This is a genomic window from Micromonospora sp. NPDC005171 (genome assembly GCF_040608575.1).
Lineage (GTDB): Bacteria > Actinomycetota > Actinomycetes > Mycobacteriales > Micromonosporaceae > Micromonospora.
The window spans coordinates 20,100-39,238 of record NZ_JBEXIM010000018.1 but is presented as its reverse complement, the minus strand read 5'-3'; the positions used below and the strand labels follow the sequence as shown (position 1 = coordinate 39,238).

At 70.8% G+C, this 19,139-nt stretch carries 15 protein-coding genes; 7 read left to right on the top strand and 8 right to left on the bottom strand.

The features are described from left to right. Nucleotides 1-197 precede the first annotated feature (197 nt). Nucleotides 198-950 (bottom strand): SDR family oxidoreductase, encoded by a 753-nt coding sequence (locus tag ABZU74_RS21100; RefSeq protein ID WP_355426340.1) that lies wholly within the window; start codon nt 948-950, stop codon nt 198-200. A gap of 183 nt (nt 951-1,133) precedes the next feature. Next, entirely contained in the window at nt 1,134-2,120 is a 987-nt protein-coding gene (locus tag ABZU74_RS21095; protein ID WP_355426337.1) for a BadF/BadG/BcrA/BcrD ATPase family protein, read from the bottom strand. 206 nt (nt 2,121-2,326) lie between these two features. Here ABZU74_RS21095 and ABZU74_RS21090 point away from each other — a divergent pair, with 206 nt between their 5' ends. The 5 genes from ABZU74_RS21090 to ABZU74_RS21070 are packed head-to-tail and all read left to right on the top strand — an operon-like array spanning nt 2,327 to nt 7,360. Further along, nucleotides 2,327-3,280: a MurR/RpiR family transcriptional regulator gene (locus tag ABZU74_RS21090; protein ID WP_355426334.1), complete on the top strand. Its 954-nt coding sequence runs from the start codon at nt 2,327-2,329 to the stop codon at nt 3,278-3,280. Then, complete coding sequence (locus ABZU74_RS21085; RefSeq protein WP_091403970.1) at nt 3,277-4,026, top strand: SIS domain-containing protein; 750 nt, start codon at nt 3,277-3,279, stop codon at nt 4,024-4,026. The genes ABZU74_RS21090 and ABZU74_RS21085 overlap by 4 nt, the downstream gene beginning before the upstream one ends. Nucleotides 4,027-4,052: 26 nt before the next feature. Continuing rightward, nucleotides 4,053-5,504 carry an N-acetylglucosamine/diacetylchitobiose ABC transporter substrate-binding protein gene (ngcE, locus tag ABZU74_RS21080; RefSeq protein WP_355426330.1) on the top strand — a complete coding sequence of 484 codons (1,452 nt, stop codon included), beginning with the start codon at nt 4,053-4,055 and terminating at the stop codon, nt 5,502-5,504. An 18-nt stretch (nt 5,505-5,522) separates the two neighbouring features. Beyond that, a complete protein-coding gene (locus tag ABZU74_RS21075; RefSeq protein WP_238660884.1) occupies nt 5,523-6,431 on the top strand; it encodes a sugar ABC transporter permease in 909 nt (302 codons plus the stop codon). Next, nucleotides 6,431-7,360, top strand: a complete 930-nt coding sequence (locus tag ABZU74_RS21070) for a carbohydrate ABC transporter permease (protein WP_355426327.1) — start codon at nt 6,431-6,433, stop codon at nt 7,358-7,360. Before ABZU74_RS21075 ends, ABZU74_RS21070 begins: the two co-directional genes overlap by 1 nt. Before the next feature lie 6 nt (nt 7,361-7,366). Here ABZU74_RS21070 and ABZU74_RS21065 read toward each other — a convergent pair whose 3' ends face one another. Both ABZU74_RS21065 and ABZU74_RS21060 read right to left on the bottom strand, forming a co-directional pair. Further along, the gene (locus tag ABZU74_RS21065; RefSeq protein ID WP_355426500.1) at nt 7,367-9,058 is read right to left on the bottom strand and encodes an ABC transporter ATP-binding protein; all 1,692 of its coding nucleotides are present in this window, start codon (nt 9,056-9,058) and stop codon (nt 7,367-7,369) included. A gap of 50 nt (nt 9,059-9,108) precedes the next feature. Further along, nucleotides 9,109-10,842: an ABC transporter ATP-binding protein gene (locus ABZU74_RS21060; RefSeq protein ID WP_355426497.1), complete on the bottom strand. Its 1,734-nt coding sequence runs from the start codon at nt 10,840-10,842 to the stop codon at nt 9,109-9,111. A 120-nt stretch (nt 10,843-10,962) separates the two neighbouring features. On the opposite strand from ABZU74_RS21060, the gene ABZU74_RS21055 reads away from it, so the two are divergent. Further along, nucleotides 10,963-12,672 (top strand): bifunctional 3'-5' exonuclease/DNA polymerase, encoded by a 1,710-nt coding sequence (locus ABZU74_RS21055; protein WP_355426495.1) that lies wholly within the window; start codon nt 10,963-10,965, stop codon nt 12,670-12,672. A gap of 270 nt (nt 12,673-12,942) precedes the next feature. After that, a complete protein-coding gene (locus ABZU74_RS21050; RefSeq protein WP_355426492.1) occupies nt 12,943-13,536 on the top strand; it encodes a nucleotidyltransferase family protein in 594 nt (197 codons plus the stop codon). Nucleotides 13,537-13,585: 49 nt separating this feature from the next. Here ABZU74_RS21050 and ABZU74_RS21045 read toward each other — a convergent pair whose 3' ends face one another. The 4 genes from ABZU74_RS21045 to ABZU74_RS21030 are packed head-to-tail and all read right to left on the bottom strand — an operon-like array spanning nt 13,586 to nt 19,077. Further along, on the bottom strand, nt 13,586-14,995 hold the full coding sequence (locus ABZU74_RS21045; protein ID WP_355426324.1) for a GH1 family beta-glucosidase: 1,410 nt from the start codon (nt 14,993-14,995) through the stop codon (nt 13,586-13,588). Continuing rightward, complete coding sequence (gene yicI, locus ABZU74_RS21040; protein WP_355426322.1) at nt 14,992-17,223, bottom strand: alpha-xylosidase; 2,232 nt, start codon at nt 17,221-17,223, stop codon at nt 14,992-14,994. Before yicI ends, ABZU74_RS21045 begins: the two co-directional genes overlap by 4 nt. Then, nucleotides 17,220-18,107, bottom strand: coding sequence for a carbohydrate ABC transporter permease (locus ABZU74_RS21035; RefSeq protein WP_355426319.1), 888 nt, complete (start codon nt 18,105-18,107; stop codon nt 17,220-17,222). The genes yicI and ABZU74_RS21035 overlap by 4 nt, the downstream gene beginning before the upstream one ends. Nucleotide 18,108: 1 nt before the next feature. After that, on the bottom strand, nt 18,109-19,077 hold the full coding sequence (locus tag ABZU74_RS21030) for a sugar ABC transporter permease (protein ID WP_355426316.1): 969 nt from the start codon (nt 19,075-19,077) through the stop codon (nt 18,109-18,111). Nucleotides 19,078-19,139: the final 62 nt, after the last annotated feature.

Genomic DNA, 19,139 nt, shown 5'->3' with positions numbered 1-19,139 from the left:
TGCACCAGGGCCGTTGAGACCCGAGGGGCGGGCACAGGGGCTCCCCAGCTCCGCTGCGGGAGCCCCTGTGCGTACCGACGACGTTGCGAGGAGTCGAGCTGTCGTTGTGCGCTCGCCAAGGGTCGTGGGACAGCCCTCGCTGGTCGATGAGGGCTACTCGCGGAGGCTCGGCGCCGACGCGCCAGGCCGGCCTGTCCTCAGATCGCGAGGGCCCCGCCGTCCACGGGGAGGAGTACACCGTGGATGTGTGACGCGTCCTCACTGGCGAGGAAGATCACTGCCGCGGCGGTGTCCTGCACGTTGCCCGTACGCCTGTCCGGGTTGCTCTCGGCGAGCTTCTCCAGGAGAGGGCGGAGGTCTTCGTTCCCCTGCGTGATGGTGGGTCCTGGGGCGACGGTGTTCACCCGCACACCGTCAGCGGCCAGCTCCGCGGCCCACGACCTCGTCAGCGAGTGCAGGCCTGCCTTGCTGGCGCCGTACAGCGAGGTGAACTTGATTCCGTCCACGCCGCCGATCGAGCCGATGTTGATCACAGAGCCGCCGCCGTGCTCCACCATGCCGGGCACCAGGGCTGCCGTCAGAAGGTACGGGGCCTTGATGTTGACCTCCAGCACCTTGTCGATCTGTTCCTCGGTCGACTCGGTCATGGGGTGAGGCGGCACGAGAAAGGCCGCATTGTTGACCAGGATGTCGATCGGCCGACCCGCCAGGGCTGTCGCCTCCTGTGCAAGGCGGCGGATCTCGGAGGCACCCGCGGAGAGGTCTGCCTCGACGAAGTGCGCGATGCCGCCCTCCGCGACGATTCCGTCGACGATTTGAGCACCCTGCTCCGCGCCAAGTCCGGTCACGACGACGACGGCGCCTTCGCGGGCCATCGCCTCCGCCACACCGCGCCCAATTCCGCTCGTCGAGCCGGTGACCAGGGCGGCGCGCCCTTTGAGACGGTTCATGTCAGTACCTCCGGTTCCTACCTTAAATGTCGTGACGCGGAACGGCTGAACCTCTCGTCGAACCCGTCAGTATTTGGTTGCTTGAACAAGCAAATATACTCGGTGATTCCCTGGTGGGTGGCGGGCTCTGGCGCAATGCCCCAACCGGAGGCGGGTGCCGAGACCGCACCCGCGCCGAGGGCTTCAGGGGGTGGGGAAGAGGCGGGCGTGCAGGGCGGCCGGGTCGGTCACCTCGCGTAGGCCACGGGCGGCCAGCCAGGCTGCGGCGGCGGCCCCGTCTCCGGCGGTGCGCAGTGGCGCGTCCGGCCAGTGTCGCGCGATCTCGGCCCGGACGGCGGCGGCGAGAGGCGTGTCAGCGGTGAGCAGGCCGCCGCCGAGCACGATCGGCGTCACTGCCCCGGCGGGGCGGATGCGGCTCACGCTCTCGGTCAGGTGCGCGGCGGCTTCGGTGATCAGCGCGGTCGCGACCGGGTCGTGGTGGGCGGCGGCGTCGACGACAAGCGGTGCGAGCCGGGCCAGTTCGACGGGGGGTCGACGGGTCACCGCCTGGATGGCGGCGTCGACGGTGTCCCGGGGGCGGGCGGCGATGTCGGCGCTGCCCAGCAGTTCGGTGAGTACGGTCGTGGCCAGCGCCCCGGGGGTGCGCCCCGCGTCGAGGTCGGCGAGCAGGCGGCGTACCGCTTCCCGGCCGAGCCAGAAGCCCGAGCCGGCGTCGCCGAGGAGCCAGCCGTGACCGTCGGCGACCCGGTCGAGCCGCAGCTCGTGGACCTGCGCGGTGATGGCGCCGGTGCCGGCGATGAGGATGGTTCCGTCCGGGGCGGCAGTGCCGGAGGCGTACGCGACCAGGGCGTCGCCGTGCACCTCGTACGGGCAGCGCAGGCCGGCGTCGTGCCAGGCCCTGTCGAAGGCGGCCCGCCCGGCCGGATCGGCGAGCAGCCGGCCGGCTCCGGCGAGCCCGATGGTGCCGGCGGCCACCCGGGCCGGGTCGAGGTCGGTGAGCGCTTCGCGGAGGGCGGTCAGCAGTTCGGCGGCGGCGCGTTCGGCGCCGTGACTGGTGGGGTTGCCGCCGCCGGCGCGGCCGGTGCCGACGCGGTGCCCGGCGAGGGTGAGGGCGGTCGCCCGGGTGGACGTACCGCCGACATCGAGACCCACCACGATGGTGTCGGACATCGGCACGAGTCTCCTTGCGCAGCGCGGCGATCTGGCTTGTTCATGCTGGTCGGCGGGGTCGTGTGGGGCAAGTTCCAGCGGGCGTGCGGGGCTGTGCAGCAGGTAACAGTTTGAAAACTTCGCCCACAGTCTTGACACAGAGGGCCGTTCAGTAAGAACTTTTACCACTAACAGTTAACAGTCTTTTCGGAAAGTTGAGGCGGCTCATGGTTGATCACGAGGTGGACACCGTCGCGGGGACCGCGGTGGTCGACGCCTCTGTGACCGACCGGAGGACCTCGGCCTCCGACGGGGTCCTGGCCCGGGTCCGCAACGGGCTCGGTGAGTTGACCGGCGCCCTGCGCCGGGTCGCCGAGCACGTGCTCAGCGACCCGGAGGCCGCCGCCCGCTCGACAATCGTCGAGCTGGCCGAGCGCAGCGGCACCTCACCGGCGACCATCACCCGCTTCTGCCGGGCGATGGGCTTCGAGGGATACGCCGACCTGCGACTGGGCATCGCCTCCGAGACCGGCCGGGCGCGCTCGGCCGGGTGGACCGTCGACATCGGACGGGAGATCCAGCCGAGTGACCCGCTCGCCCGGGTGCTCGACCAGATCATGGCCGCCGACACCCGGGCCATGCACGACACCGCCACCCTGCTGGACCTCGCCGAGGTGGAGCGGGCCGCGGTGGCGATCGCCGGCGCCAGCCGGGTGAACATCTTCGGCGCCAGCGGCAGCGCCCTGGTCGGCGAGGAGATGCAGTTCAGCCTGCACCGCATCGGTGTGGCGGCGTGGGCGTGGAACGACGTGCACGAGGGATTGGCCAGCGCCGCGTTGCTGCGATCGGGGGACGTGGCGCTCGGCATCTCGCACACCGGGCAGACCCGGGAGACGATCGAGATGCTCGCCGAGGCGGGCAGCCGGGGCGCCACCACACTCGCGCTCACCGGCTTCCCCCGCTCACCGTTGGCCGAACTGGCCGACATCGTGCTGCTCACGGCCAGCCAGGCGACCACCTTCCGACCGGACGCGCTCTCCGCCAGGCACCCCCAGTTGGTGGTGCTCGACCTGCTCTACATCGCCGTCGCCCAACGCACCCACGACCGCGCGCACGCGGCCTTCCGGCGGACCGCGCAGGCAGTCGACGGGCACAAGGCAGCGAAGGGAGCCCTCTCATGATCAGCGCCCAGGGGTACGCGGACGCCGTCCGCCCGGTGCTCGACCGGCTGCTCGACTCGGAGGCCGACGGGATCACCCGGGCCGCCGACCTGATCGCCGACAGCCTGCGCGACGGCGGCGTGCTCCAGGCGTTCGGCGCCGGGCACTCGGAGGCGTTCGCCGCCGAGCTGGTCGCCCGGGCCGGCGGGCTGGTCCCCACCAACCGGCTCTCGGTACGGGACCTGGTGATGCACGGTGACGCCCCGCGTGACGTGCTCGCCGACCCCAAGTTGGAACGTGATCCCTCCATCGCCCACCAGATCTACGCGCTCGCGGCACCCCAGCCGCGCGACGTGTTCGTGGTGGCGTCCCAGTCCGGCATCAACGGCTCGGTGGTCGAGCTGGCGGCGCTGGTCACCGAGCGCGGTCACCCGTTGATCGCGGTCACCTCGGTCGAGCACACCGCACGGGTGGCTCCACGGCACCCGTCCGGGCATCGGCTCGCCGACCTCGCCGACGTCGTGCTGGACAATGGCGCGCCGTACGGCGATGCACTGCTGCCGCTCGAGGGCGGCGGCGCGGTCTGTGCGGTCTCCTCGGTCACCACCGCGCTGCTGGCGCAGTTGCTGACCGCTGAGGTCGTACGACGGTTCCACCAGGCCGGGGAGGTACCCCCTATCTACCTCTCCGCCAACGTCCCCGGCGGGGACGAGCACAACCTCGCCCTCGAGTCGCGGTACGCCGGACGTCTCCGGCGTACCGCATGACCCGAATTCCACAAGGAGACACGACGATGTCGATTACCCCCGAACACCCGGCCGCACTCGACCGTCGCACGGTGCTGCGCCGCGCCGCCGCCGTGGGCATGCTCGCCACTCCGGCCATCGGCCTGCTCAGCGCCTGCGCCACCAGCGGCAGCGACGGTGACAACGAGCAGGTCGCCGGCGGCACCAAGAGCGAGAAGAACCCGCTGGGCGTCAAGGAGGACGCCGCGATCGAGGTGGTCATCTTCAACGGTGGCTACGGCGAGAAGTACGCCACCGACGTGCACGAGCCGCTGTACAAGACGGCGTTCCCCAAGGCGGAGATCAAGCACCAGGCCACCCAGGCCGTCTCCACCGTGCTCCAGCCGCGGTTCGCCTCCGGCAACCCGCCGGAGTTCGTGAACAACTCGGGCGAGAAGTTCCTCGACTTCGGTGCGCTCGTCAACGACGGCCAGCTGCAGGATCTCACCGAGCTGTGGGACGCGCCGTCGGTCGACGACCCGAGCAAGAAGGTCCGCGACACCGTCATCCCGGGCATCGTCGAGCAGGGCATGTTCAGTACGGCCGACGGGCAGCGCAAGCCGTTCGTCCTGTACTACGTGTCGACCGTCTACGGCATCTGGTACTCGGGCAAGCTCTTCAAGGACAACGGCTGGACCGCGCCTACCAACTTCGACCAGTTCAAGGCGCTCTGTGAGCAGATCAAGGCCAAGGGCATCACCCCGTACGGCTATGCCGGGGCGAACGCGGCCTACTACCAGTGGAACGTGATCCTCACCCAGGCCGCGAAGATCGGCGGCGCCGACGTCCTGAAAAACATCGACAACCTGGAGGACGGCGCCTGGAAGCAGGACGCTGTCAAGCAGGCCGCGGAGGCATGGGCGGAGATCGGCGCGAAGTACTCGGACAAGAGCTTCGAGGGGCTCAAGCACACCGACGTGCAGCTGCGACAGAACCAGGGCAAGGTCGCCTTCTACCCGTCCGGCGACTGGCTGGAGAACGAGCAGAAGAAGGACACGCCGGCGGGCTTCACCTACCAGCTCATGCCGGTGCCCAGCCTCACCGCGTCGGACAAGCTGCCGGCGGCCGCTATCCGGGCGGCCGGTGGCGAGGGATACTTCGTTTCGTCCAAGAGCAAGAACCCGCGTGGCGGCCTGGAGTACATGCGCCAGATGCTGTCGAAGGCGGGCGCCCGGGGCTTCACCGAGACCGTCGGTGCGGCCACGGTCGTCCCGGCCGGCAGCGAGGGCTTCCAGTTCCCGCCGGGTGTGGCCAGCGCGCAGATGGCCCTGAAGGCAGCCGGTAAGGACGTGTTCAACATGCTCTTCGACAACTGGTACAAGGAGCTCGACACGGAGGCGCGTACCGCCACCAACGAGCTGATGTTCGGCCGGATCAACGCGGACGCCTTCGTGGAGCGGATCCAGAAGCGCGCCGACGCCATCAAGAAGGACAGCTCCGTCACCAAGTTCAAGCGCTGATCGATCGGAGCTAGGGTCATGCGGCACGGCAAGTATCCATTCGTGATCGGGTTCCTGTTCGCCCCGGTCGCGCTGTACGTGACATTCGTGATCTGGCCGTACGCGCAGGCGTTCCAGATCTCGATGACCAACTGGCGGGGGCTTTCCGCCCCGCAGTGGGTGGGCTTCGACAACTACCGGAGGCTGCTCGACGACGGCGCCTTCTGGAAGGCGGTCCAGCACCACGGCGTACTGCTGCTTGCCCTGCCGCTGATCACCATCGCCATCGCCCTGTTCTTCGCCTTCCTGCTCAACGTGGGCGGCAAGAGCAGCGGCGGGCAACGCCAGGGGGTCTGGGGGGCGAAGTTCTACCGGGTGGTGTTCTTCTTCCCCCAGGTCCTGGCGGTGGCGATCATCGCGGTGCTGTTCCAGATGGTGTACCGGCCGAACGAGTCCGGCCTGATCAACGGCGTGCTGATGAAGTTCGGCCTGGAGCCGGTCCTCTTCCTCATCAAGCCGAACCTGGCCCTCTGGTCGATCATCGCGGTGCTGGTGTGGCAGGCGGTCGGCTTCTACGTGGTGCTCTTCTCGGCGGGGATGGCCTCCATCCCCGGTGAGATCTACGAGGCCGCCGAGATGGACGGGGCGACGAAGGTGACCCTGTTCTTCCGGGTCACCCTGCCGCTGCTGTGGGACACCCTCCAGGTGGCCTGGGTGTACCTCGGGATCGCGGCGTTCGACGCGTTCGCCATCGTGGCGGTGCTCTCGGTGGACGGTGGCGGCCCGGACGGCGCCACCACCGTGCTGGCCATGGAGATCTACCGCAACGCGTTCGTCTACTCGAAGTACGGCTACGCCTCGGCGATGGGCGTGGCGTTGTTCTTCCTCACCCTCACGTTCGCGGCGCTGACGCTGCGGCTCACCAAGCGGGAAAGCGTGGAGTACTGATGAATCCGCAGTCGACGCTGCCGCCGACCCCGGCGGCGCTACCGCCGAAGACCGGTGACCCGTCCGCCCCCGCCGGGCCGGGGCGCAAGGGCCCCCGCTCGGAGGTACGGTTCTTCGCCGGCCTGGGGCACGTCGCGCTCGCCGTGTGGGCGGTGATCGTCATCGTGCCGATCCTCTGGACCTTCCTCGCCGCGTTCAAGAACACCAGCGAGATCTTCAGCAGCCCGTGGACGCTCCCGGCCGAGCTGCGCTGGGAGAACTTCTCCCGGGCCTGGACCAAGGCGCACGTCGGGCGGTACTTTCTCAACAGCGTGATCGTGGTGTCCTGCAGCACGTTCCTCACCATGCTGCTCGGCTCGATGGCCGCGTACGTGCTGGCCCGCTACAGGTTCTGGGGCAACCGGGCGGTCTACTTCCTCTTCGTCTCCGGGTTGGCCTTCCCGGTCTTCCTGGCGCTGGTGCCGCTCTTCTTCGTGGTGAAGAACCTGGGTCTGCTGGACACCCACACCGGCGTGGTGCTGGTCTACACCGCGTACTCGTTGCCGTTCACGGTGTTCTTCCTTGCCGCGTTCTTCAAGACGCTGCCGTCGTCGGTGGCCGAGGCGGGGATGATCGACGGCTGCGGGCACAGCCGGCTGTTCTTCCAGGTGATGATGCCGATGGCGAAGCCGGGCCTGATCAGCGTCGCGATCTTCAACATCATCGGTCAGTGGGCGCAGTACCAACTCCCGTTGGTGCTGCTCTCCAACGCCAAGGACAAATGGGTGCTCACCCAGGGCATCGCCGACATCTCGGTCAACGCCGGCTACGAGGCCGACTGGTCCGGGTTGTTCGCCGCGCTGACCATCGCCATCCTCCCGATGATCATCGTGTACGCGGTCTTCCAACGGCAGATCCAGGCCGGCCTCACCTCCGGAGCGGTGAAGTAGGACGCCTCACCGCTCATCGACGCGGGTGTGCCAGGAGCGCCACAGGGCGGCGTACGCGCCACCGGCCGCGACCAGCTCGTCGTGGCTGCCGATCTCGGTGATCCGGCCGTCGGCCAGCACGGCGACCCGGTCGGCGTCGTGCGCGGTGTTGAGTCGGTGCGCGATCGCGATGACGGTCCGCCCGACCAGCACCGCGGCCAGCGCCCGCTCGGTCCGCCGCGCGGTGGACGGATCGAGCGCGGCGGTCGCCTCGTCCAGGATCAGCGTGTGCGGGTCGGCGAGCACCAACCGGGCCAGCGCGAGCTGCTGGGCCTCGGCCGCACCGAGTTGACGGGCCCCGTCGCCGAGCGGGGTGTCCAGGTCGTCGGGGAGTTCGGCGAACCAGTCGGCACCGACCGTGGCGAGCGCGGCGCGCATCTGTTCGTCGGACACGTCGGGCGCGGCGAAGGAGAGGTTGTCGCGCACCGAGCCGATGAAGACGTGGTGCTCCTGGGTGACCAGGGCGATCCGGCGGCGTCGCTCGGCCGGGTCGAGGTCGGTGACCGGGCAGCCGCCGATGCTGACCACGCCGTGCCGTGGCGCGTCGATCCCGGCCAGCAGCCGCGCCAGGGTGGACTTGCCGGCGCCGGACGGGCCGACCACTGCCAGCCGCTCACCGGGCTGCACCTCCAGGTCGATGCCGTGCAGCACGTCCGGCCCGTCCGAGTAGGAGAACCGCGCCCCCCGGACGACGAGCCGCTCACCCCGTGACGAGGCGGTCGTGCCGGGTGGTTCCGGCGGGACCATGCCGACGCCGAGCACCCGGGCGTACGACGCGAAGCCGCGCTGCGCCTGCTCGGTCCACTGCAACAGCCGGTCCAACGGGTCGATCGCCTGTTGCAGGTAGAGCGCTGCGGCGACCACCGCGCCGAGCGACACCATGTCCCGGGAGAGCAGGTTGCCGCCGACGAGCAGCACCATGGCGACCGGCAGCGGATAGCTTGCCTCGACGACCGAGAAGAACACGGTACGCAGCGCGAGGGTCGCCCGGCGGGCCTGCCACACCAGTGTGACGCGGTTGGTGCCGTGCCGGATCCGGTCGTCGGCCAGCCGCAGCGCCTCCACAGTGCGCGCGCCTTCGGCGGTGGTGGTCAGCGTCTCGGTCAGTTCGGCCGCCGCAGCGCCCTCGCTGAGGTACGCGGAGCTGGCCCGGCGCAGGTACCAGCGGGTCACCGCCACGATCGACGGGAGCCCGGCCAGCGCGGCCAACCCGAGCAGCGGGTGCAGCAGGAAGATCGCCCCGAACAGCAACGTCAACTGCACGGTGGCGATGACGATGGTGGGCACCACGTCCCGGACGGTGGTGCCGACCGTCGACACGTCGACCGAGCTGCGGGTGGCCAGGTCCCCGGAGCCGGCACTCTCGACGACCGAGACGGGCAGCCCGAGAGTCCGGGAGACGAACTCCTCGCGCAGCTCGGCCACGGCGCGTTCGCCGAAGCGGTGACCGGCGTACTGGGCGTAGCGGGAGAGCAGGGCGCTGACCACGACGCAGCCGGCGATGGCCAGTGCCAGCCGGTCCACAGTGGCCACCTCCGCGCCCGCGGTGACCCGGTCGACGATGGTGCCCAGCAGCCACGGCGGGGCGAGCCCGGCGACCGCTGCGGCGCTGTGCAGCGCCAGCACCACTCCGACGGCGCGCCGGTGCCGGCTGATCATGCCCCGCAGGGCCTGGCGTACGGTGCCGCGGTCGGCCACCGGCAGCCGGCTCACAGGTACGCCTCCTCGCTGCCGCGGGCCACCAGGTGCCGGTAGGCCGGGTCGTTGTCGAGCAGGTCGGCGTGGCTGCCGGTGGCGGTGATCCGTCCGTTGCTGAGGTGCGCGACCAGGTCGGCCCGGCCGAGCAGCAGCGGGGACGTGGCGATCAGCACTGTGGTCCGCCCGGCCCGCGCGGCCCGCAGCCGCTCGGCGATCCGCGCCTCGGTGTGCGCGTCCACCGCCGATGTCGGGTCGACGAGGATCAGCACCTCCGGCTCGGCGTGCAGCGCCCGGGCCAGCCGGACCCGTTGGCGTTGACCGCCGGAGAGCGTCCGGGCTCGGGCGTCGATCGGGGTGCCCAGCCTGGCGGGCAGGGCGTCGACGATGTCCTGCGCCGAGGCGGTCCGCAGGGCAGCGCCGATCCGTTCGTCATCGTCGTCGGCCCCCGCTCGCAGGATGTCGCGCAGCGTGCCGGCGAAGAGGTACGAGTCGTGGTCGGCGACGAGGATCCGCGCGCGGACCTCGTCCAGGGCGACCTCGCGCAGCGGTACGCCGCCCCAGGTGACGCCGCTGACGACGTATCGGCCGAGCCGGTCGGCCAGCGCCACGGCCGCCGCCGGGTCGTCCGCCGCCACGCCGGTCAGCCGGCCGGCGCGCACGGTCAGGCCGGTCAGCGGGTCGTGCAGGTCGGCCGGGCCGTCCGGCGCGGCCGAGTCACCCGGCCGGCGTGCCTCGGGCACCGAACCCGGCCGGCGTGCCTCGGGTCGGGAACCCGGCCACCGGCGACCCGGGCCGCCGACGTCGTCAGGTGTCACGGTGAGCAGGTCGGCGATCCGCCGGGCGGCAACCCGCCCTCGGATCAGCACGTAACTGCCCTCAAGGAGGAACCAGACCGGCACGACCAGGGTGGCCACGTAGCCGTAGACGGCGACCAGCTCGCCGATCGTGACGTCACCGGTCACCGCCATGCGGGCCGTCAGCCACACCACGGCAGCCAGGAACAACCCGGGGATGGCGACGGTCACCGCGTCGATCCAGCTGTTGACCGCGCCGACCCGGTAGCCCTCGGCGCGTAGCTCCTGGGACCGGGCCGCATACCGCCGGGCGAACAGGTCCCGGCCGCCCACCCCGGCGAGCACCCGCAGCCCGGCCACGATGTCTCCGGATCGGGCGGTGAGCGCGCCCTGTTGCCGGCGGTAGACCGATTCGGCCCGCTCCAGGCGGCGCAGCAGCGGCCCCACGACCAAACCGACCGCCGGCACCCCCACCAGCACGCAGAGCGCGAGCATCGGGGAGATCGACCAGAGCACCACGGCGATGACCCCGTACGCGACGACGGCGCCGACGCCCGGCCCGGTAAGCGTCAGCGCCTGCGCCGTCCAGTCGATGTCCGAGCCGCCGATGGTCGACACCTCGCCCGCCCCGACCCGGCGCGGCAGCACCGCGCCGATGCGGGACAGGTGGCGCAGCAGAACCTCCGCCGAGCGGGCCTTGGCGTCCTCCCGGATGAAGGTCATCGTGCGGTGCCGCATGATGCCCAGGTAGGACAGGGCCACGCCCGCGACGACGATCGCCGCGACCCAGAGCGCCAGGGCCTGGGTGTCGCGTTCGCGCAGCCCGTCATCGACAGCGCGGGCGATCAAATAGGGCCGGGCCGAGAGCCCGATCATCCAGGCCGTGCCGATCAGGCTGCCGCGCAGCACCCGCCAGGGTTGGCAGCGGACCAGCCACCAGAGGTAGCGCATCGGACCGCGGGTGTCGGGAGTGCCAGGATCGGGATGCGGGATCTGCGGAGGCACCTGGTCACGCTACCGACCGGCTCCGACACCCCACCGACCCGAGCACGGTGAGGTGCGCCTCCATTCCTGTCGCACGGGACAGGCAGAATCGCGTTCGTGCTGGTGGCGGTGGTGTCCGACGAGCGGGGTGGGGGAGTGCTGTGCCCGCTGGACGCCACCGGCCGGCCGACCGGCCCGGCCGAGGTCGTCACCGACCTGGTCGCCGCGGTCGCCGCCCGCGAGGCCGCCGGGCACCCGCGCTGGGTCTGGTCGACCACAACGGCGCTCTACCCGACGCTGCTGCGCGCCGGCGTCCGGGTCGATCGGTGTCACGACGTGGAGTTGACCGAGGCGTTGCTGCTCGGGCACGCGGGCCGCTGGGGCGAGCCCCGCTCACTGGCCGCCGCCTGGGCCCGGCTGACCGGCGCGGCGGTGCCGTCGGACCCACCGCCGCGCGCCGCCGCGCCACCCGGGCACGGGCAGGGCGCGCTCTTCGACACCCTGCCCGGTCCGCCGGGCCCGGGCATCGAGGCGCTGACCCAGGTGTACGCCGACCAGCTCGCCCGGGTCGCCGCGACCGAGCACCCCGGCCGGTTCCGGTTGCTGGTGGCCGCCGAGTCGGCCGGGGCGCTGATCGCTGTGGAGATGGGCGTCGCCGGGCTGCCCTGGCGTGCCGACGTGCACAACGAGATCCTGCACGAGCTGCTCGGTGAGGCGTCCCCGGTCGGTGGTCCGCCACGCCGACTCGCCGAGCTGGCCGCCCGGATCGCCGACGCCCTCGGCGTACGCGGTCTGCACACCGACTCCCCGGCCGAGCTGCTGAAGGCGTTCGCCCGGGCCGGGGTGGAGCTGCCCAACACCCGGGCCTGGGTGCTGCGCGGGGTGGACCATCCGGCGGTGCCGCTGGTGCTGGAATACAAGGAGCTCTACCGGATCTGGACGGCGCACGGCTGGGCCTGGCTCGATCAGTGGGTGCGCGGCGGCCGGTTCCAACCGGAGTACGTGCCGGCTGGCGTCGTCTCCGGCCGGTGGGCCACCCGGGGTGGTGGCGCCCTGCAGATCCCCAAGGTGATCCGGCGGGCGGTGGTGGCCGATCCGGGCTGGCGGTTGGTGGTCGCCGACGCCGGCCAGTTGGAGCCTCGGGTGCTGGCCGCGGTCTCCGGCGATGCGCGGCTGGCGGTGGCGGGCGGTGCCGGTGACCTCTACGCGGCCCTGGCCCGGGACTCGTTCGGCGGTGACCGGGCCAAGGCCAAGGTGGCCCTGCTCGGCGCGATGTACGGGCAGACCGGCGGGGCCGCGGTGCCCGCGTTGGCGGTGCTCAAGCGCAGTTACCCGACGGCGTTCGGTTACGTCGAGGCGGCCGCGCGCACCGGTGAGACGGGTGGATTGGTGCGGTCCTGGCTGGGGCGCACGTGCCCGCCCGGCTCGGCCGGGTTCGGTGATCTCGACGACGAGCCCTCCGATCCGGAGGGGGCAGGTGATCCGCACAGTCCGCGGGCGCGCGCCGCCCGGTCCCGGGGGCGCTTCACCCGCAACTTCGTCATCCAGGCCACGGCGGCGGAGTGGGCCTCCACGTTGCTGGCCACACTGCGCACCGAGTTGTCCGGCACCGACGCCGAGCTGGTCTTCTTCCAGCACGACGAGGTGGTCGTGCACGCGCCGGCCGGTCAGGCGGACGCGGTCGCCGAGGCTGTCAACCGGTCGGGCGAGCGTGCCTCCGCCCTGCTCTTCGGTGCGACGCCGGTCCGGTTTCCGCTGGATCTGTCCATCGTCGACTGCTACGCCGACGCGGCCTGATCGCCGCTCTCACCATGATCAAGTGATGGAAAGTAGGTTCCGGGAGCTCTCCTGACCTACTTTTCATCACTTGATCAACGATTCCCGGCAGGGGGTGGCGGCGAGGGTGCGGGGGCTCTGCCACGGTCCGGTGTATAACGGTTGTGCTATTTCTCCTTTTCGCCCCGCCACCCTCGGCTGGCCGTCCTCGTTGCAGTGTCCGTAGGAGGGGACGGATCGGACACGGTCCGTCCCGTGCTGGAGGGGGCGCAGCTGAACCGGATCGCAGGAATGATCATCGCCGCAGGCGGGGGACGACGGATCGGTGGTCCCGAGGCGCTGCTGCACCAGGGGGGCAAGCCCCTGGTCAATCAGATGATCGACACGATGACCGAAGCGGGCTGCGAGCAGATCGTGGTCGTGTTGGGTGCCGCCGCCGAGCAGGTCCAGGAGACCGCCGACCTGGGTAGGTCCACCGTTGTGATCAACAAGGCGTGGGGGACCGGAGTCGGCTCGTCCATCCGGGCGGGCCTGGCCGCCATGGACGACGAGGGGATCGAGGCGGTGGTGGTGGTTCCGGTCGACATGCCGGGCCTGACCGCTGCGGCGGTCAGCCGGGTGGCCGCGCTGCCGTACCCGGACGTGCTGGTCTGCGCCACCTACGACGGGTTGCGCGGCTACCCGATGCTCTTCGGCCGCCGGCACTGGCCCGGCATCGCCACGCTGGCCAGCGCCGATGTGGGCGCCCGGCCGTACCTGTTGGCGCACAAGGACCAGATCGTCGATATCGCCTGCGACTCGGTGGCCGACGGTAGCCGGATCGACACCCCCGAACTGATGAAGCTCTACGGCCTCACCGTCCCGCCGCAACGCGTCGGGGTCTAGCGCCACCTGCGGCTGGGCAGCCCCGGTACGGGGCTGCCCAGCGGGGTGTCTACTCCGGGGCCTGGTCCAGCTCACCGGTGGCGGCGAGGCGCTGGTACCAGTGGGCGCTGTCCTTCCAGGTGCGGACCTGGGTGTCGTAGTCGACACGGATGATGCCGAAGCGACGGTCGTAGCCGTAGCCCCACTCGAAGTTGTCCAGCAACGACCAGACGAAGTAGCCGCGCACGTCCGCGCCCTGCGCGCGGGCGTCGGCCATCGCGCCGATGTGCCGACGCAGGTAGTCGATCCGCCGGTCGTCGTGGATCCGGCCGTCGGCCGACACCACATCGTCGAACGCCGCGCCGTTCTCGGTGATCATCATGGGCTGGCTGGGGTATTCGCGCTGGAGACGCAGCAGCAACTCGGTCAACGCCGGCGGGTCGATGTTCCAACCCATCGCCGTGTACGGGCCGGGCTGCGGCAGGAAGTCGACGTTCTCCGCGGCGACCCACGGCGTCGAGGTCGACGCGCCGTGCCCGTCGGCGTCGGAGCGGGCCGACACCCCGTCCCAGGCCCGGACCAGGGTGCTGGAGTAGTAGTTGACCCCGAGCACGTCCAGCGGCACCGCGATCAGCTTCTCGTCGCCCTCGCGGACGAACGACCAGTCGGTGACGGAGGCGGTGTCGGCCAGCAGGTCGGCCGGGTATTCCCCGTCCAGCATCGGGCCGAGGAACGCCCGATTCGCCAACGCGTCGATCCGCCGGACCGCGTCCTGGTCGGCGGCCGAGTCGGACGCGCCCCGGATGACGTGCAGGTTCAGCGTCACCGACAGCTCGGCGGACGGGGCCAGCTCCCGGACCACCCGGCCGGCCAGGCCGTGCGCGAGGTTGAGGTGGTGCACCGCGGCGAGCGCCGCCGCCGGCTCGGTCCGACCCGGCGCGTGCACCCCGGAGGCGTAGCCCAGGTACGCGGAGCACCACGGCTCGTTGAGCGTCGTCCAGGTGTGCACCCGGTCGCCCAGCGCGCCGACGATGCCCGCCGCGTACTCCTGGAAGCGCAGCGCGGTCTCCCGCGCCGCCCACCCGCCGGCGTCCTCCAGTTCCTGCGGCAGGTCCCAGTGGTACATGGTGGCCACCGGGCGGACGCCCCGCTCCAGCAGCCCGTCCACCAGCCGTGAGTAGAAGTCGATGCCGGCCTGGTTGAACCGACCCGAGCCACCCGGCTGCACCCGGGGCCAGGAGATGGAGAACCGGTACGCGCCGAGCCCCAGGTCGGCGATGTGCCCGAGGTCGTCGGCCCACCGGTGGTAGTGGTCGGCGGCCACGTCACCGGTGTCACCGTTGAGGGTCCGACCGGGTGTGTGGCTGTAGGTGTCCCAGATGGACGGTCCGCGCCCGTCCTCGGTCGCCGCGCCCTCGATCTGGTACGCGGCGGTCGCCGAGCCCCAGACGAAGCTTTCCGGGAAGTGGTGTTGCGTCATCGTTCCGTCCCCTGGATCTCGCAGATGTAGCCCGTCGAGGTGCCGGCGACCAGTTCGGCGCTGGCCGTCCCACCCTCGTAGCGCACGTCGAACTCGGCGCCCGGTCCGTTGCCGGGTGACGGTACCCGTACCCGGGTCCGCTGCCCCTCGGTCGGTGCGTACACCCGCAGCCGCACGTCGTCGGCCCACTCGTAGTCCGGTCGGTCGGTGCGCGAGCCGAACGGAATGACCGCGCCCGGTCGGGCCAGCACCGGCAGGCTGTCGAAGTCGTGCTTCTCGGTCCGCCAGGCCGGGCCGGTGACCTGCGCGCCGGTGACCAGGTGCGTCCAGGTGCCGGCGGGTACGTAGTACGTGACGTCGCCATCGGCGCTGAGCACCGGGGCGACGAGCACGTCCGGGCCGAGCATGTACTGCCGGTCCAGGTGTGCCGTCGCCGGGTCGTCCGGGAACTCCAGGAACATCGGCCGCATCACCGGCGTCCCGTCGCGGTGCGCCTCCTGGGCGGCGGCCGCCAGGTACGGCATCAGGCCGAGCTTGAGGTGGGTGAAGTGCCGCAGCACGTCCACGGCCTCCTCGTCGTACGCCCACGGCACCCGGTAGGAGCCGGAACCGTGCAGCCGGGAGTGCGAGGAGAGCAGCCCGAAGGCGACCCACCGCTTGAACACCGCCGGGTCGGGGGTGCCCTCGAAGCCGCCGATGTCGTGGCTCCAATAGCCGAAGCCGGACGACGCCAGGGACAATCCGCCGCGCAGCGACTCGGCCATCGCGACGAACGTCGACTCGCAGTCGCCGCCCCAGTGCACCGGGAACTGCTGCCCGCCGGTGGTTGCCGAGCGGGCGAACAGCACCGCCTCGCCCTCGCCGCGTTCGGTCTCCAGCAGCTCGAAGACGGCCTTGTTGTAGAGGTACGAGTAGTAGTTGTGCATCCGCTGCGGGTCCGAGCCGTCGTGCCACACCACGTCGGTCGGGATGCGCTCGCCGAAGTCGGTCTTGAAGCAGTCGACGCCCATGTCCAGCAGCGCCTTGAGCTTGCCGGTGAACCAGGCGACCGCGTCCGGGTTGGTGAAGTCGACAAGCGCCATGCCGGCCTGCCACTTGTCCCACTGCCAGACCGAGCCGTCGGGGTTGCGCACCAGGTAACCGGCCGCCCGGCCCTCCTCGAAGAGGTACGAGCGCTGCGCGATGTACGGGTTGATCCAGACGCACACCTTCAGGTCGCGCTCGTGCAGCCGGCGCAGCATCCCCTCCGGGTCGGGGAAGGTCGCCGGGTCCCAGACGAAGTCGACCCAGTGGAACTGACGCATCCAGAAACAGTCGAAGTGGAAGACCGACAGCGGCAGCCCGCGCTCGGCCATCCCGTCGACGAACTCGGTCACGGTCTTCTCGTCGTACGAGGTGGTGAACGACGTGGACAGCCAGAGCCCGTACGACCAGGCGGGGACCCGGGCCGGACGGCCGGTGAGCGCTGTGTACCGGCGCAGCACGTCCTTCGGGTGGGGCCCGTCGATGACGTAGTAGGTGAGCGACTGACCCTCGACGCTGAACTGGGTCTGTGTGACGACCTCGGAGCCGACCTCGAACGACACGTGCTCCGGGTGGTCCACGAAGACCCCGTAGCCGGCGCTGCTGAGGTAGAACGGCACGTTCTTGTACGCCTGCTCGCTGGCGGTGCCCCCGTCGGCGTTCCAGATGTCGACGGTTTGCCCGTTCTTGACGAACGGGCCGAAGCGCTCGCCCAGCCCGTACACCGTCTCACCGACACCGAGGGCGAGCCGTTCGTGTACGTGCCGGCGGCCCTCGGCGTCGGTGACGACGCCGATGCTGCGCGCGGTGGACGCAGTGACCAGCCGGTCGCCGTGCAGGAAGTCGACCCGCCACCCGTCGATGAGCGCGACCCGCGCGGTCAGCTCGCCGGTGGTCAGCGTCGCGCTGAGCCCGGTGACGTCGACGGTGACCGGGTGCGACTCGTCGGTGCTCAGCCCGAAGTGCGGCTCACGGGGCAGCCCTCCGGTGTGGTGGGCGATGGTCACCCCGATGACGCCGGGGGCGGGGGAGAAGAACCGGACGGTGACCAGGGGGCGGTTGAGGGTGTCACCGCGGCCGGTGATCTGACCGGTCGGTGCGAAGACGGTGAAGCCGCGCTCGTCCGGCTCCACCGACTCCACGGTGCCGGGGCGCAGGACGCTGACGCCGGGGCGCAGCTGCCAGTACCCGTCGGTGAACTTCACTTCTCGGCTCCTGCCGTGATGCCGCGCGCCAGAGTGCGCTGGAAGATGAGGAAGAAGAGGATGGCCGGCACCAGGCTGATCAGCGCGCCGGCGTTCGTGGTCGGAGCGTCCATCAGCCGGTCGCCCTGCAACGACGCGAGCGCGACCGGAATGGTCTGCGTCTGGTTGTCGATCAGCATGACCAGCGGGATGAGGAACTCGTTCCACGTCCAGATGAAGAAGAAGATGAGCAGCACCGCGAGGGTGGGCCGCAGGTTGGGGAAGACCACCCGCCACAGCACCGTCCACTTGCCGGCGCCGTCCAGCGCGGCGGCCTCCAGCAGCGAGCGCGGGAACGTGCCCATCACCGAGGCGAGCAGGTAGGTGCCGAACGCGCTCTGGATCACGGTGAAGATGATGATCACCGAGAGCTGGGTGTTGTAGAGGCCGACCTGCTTCGCCACGTAGTACAGCGGGTAGATCAGCGCCTCCTGCGGCAGCATGTTGGCCAGCAGGAAGAGCCCGACGATCCACAGCCGGCCGCGGACCCGGCCGATGCCCAGCGCGTACGCGTTGAGCAGCGACACGGCGACGCCGAGTACGGCCACCGAACCGGCGATGACAGCCGAGTTCCAGAACTTGAGCGGGAAGTTCACAGCGGTCCAGTAGGTGCGCAGACCCTTTGTGTAGAACTCCGTCGGCCAGCTCAGCGGGCCGCCCGACGAGTAGTCGCCGGGCGACTTGAACGCGTTGAGCAGCATGAACGCGAACGGCACCAGCATGACGAGCGCGCCGAGGGCGACCAGGGCGAGCACCACCCAGCGGCTGACGCCACGGTGGTGTCGATCGCGTACCGGCCGGGCCGGCGTCACCGGCGCGGTGCTCGGCGTGAGCATGACGGCCATCTCAGAACCCCCGGTCCCGGCGCTCGCTGCGGGCCTGCATCCAGATGAAGATCCCGGCCACCACCACGATGATCAGCGTCAGCACCATGGAGATCGCGGAGCCGTAGCCGACCTGCAGCTTCTTGAAGAACGTGTAGTAGGCGAAGTACGACGGCACGTTCGTCGCGTTGTCCGGACCGCCCCGGGTCAGGGCGAAGATCGGCCCGAACACCTTCAACGCGGCGATGGTGCAGGTCAGGGCCACCACGAAGGTCTCCGGCCGGATCTGCGGGAGGGTGATCGCCCGGAACCGGTGCAGCCAGTTAGCGCCGTCGACCTCGGCCGCCTCGTACAACTCGGGGTCGACCCGCTGCAACGCCGCCATGAAGACGACCACCGGGTAGCCGATCTGCACCCAGATCATCACGGCCATCACGGCCGGCAGCGCGGTGCCCGGGTCGCCGAGCCAGTCGTGGCGTAACGCGCCGAGACCGACAGCGTCGAGGAGGCTGTTGAACGCGCCGTCGGGGCGCAGGATCCAGCCCCAGACGATGCCGGCCACCACGACGGGCAGTACCTGCGGGAGGTAGAACGCGGCTCGCAGGGCGGCGGCGGTGCGGGGCTTGAACCGGCGGCCGATGACGTCGAAGAGCACAGCGGCGAGCAGCAGCCCGAGCACGGTGGGCACCACCACCATCGCGACGAGCATCCAGACGGTGTTGCGGAACGACGCCCAGAACACGTCGTCGTGCAGCAACTGCTGGTAGTTGTCCAGGCCGACCCACCGGGGGTCGCCGATGCCGGACCACTTGGTCAGCGACAGGTAGAGGGTGCCGACCAGCGGCGCGCCGATGACCAGGAGGAAGAGCGCCGCTCCGGGGAGCAGGTAGAGCCAGTACGCCGCGTTGCGGCCGCGGCGTCTGCGGCTGGGCGCGGGCGGGGTGGGGGTCGCGGCCGGTGGTGTGGCGGCGACCGTCTCGGAGACTGCCATGGAAGATCCTTCCCGGCGGGGCGGGCGGGCGCGCCGGTCGTGCCGGTCGCGCCCGCCGCTCG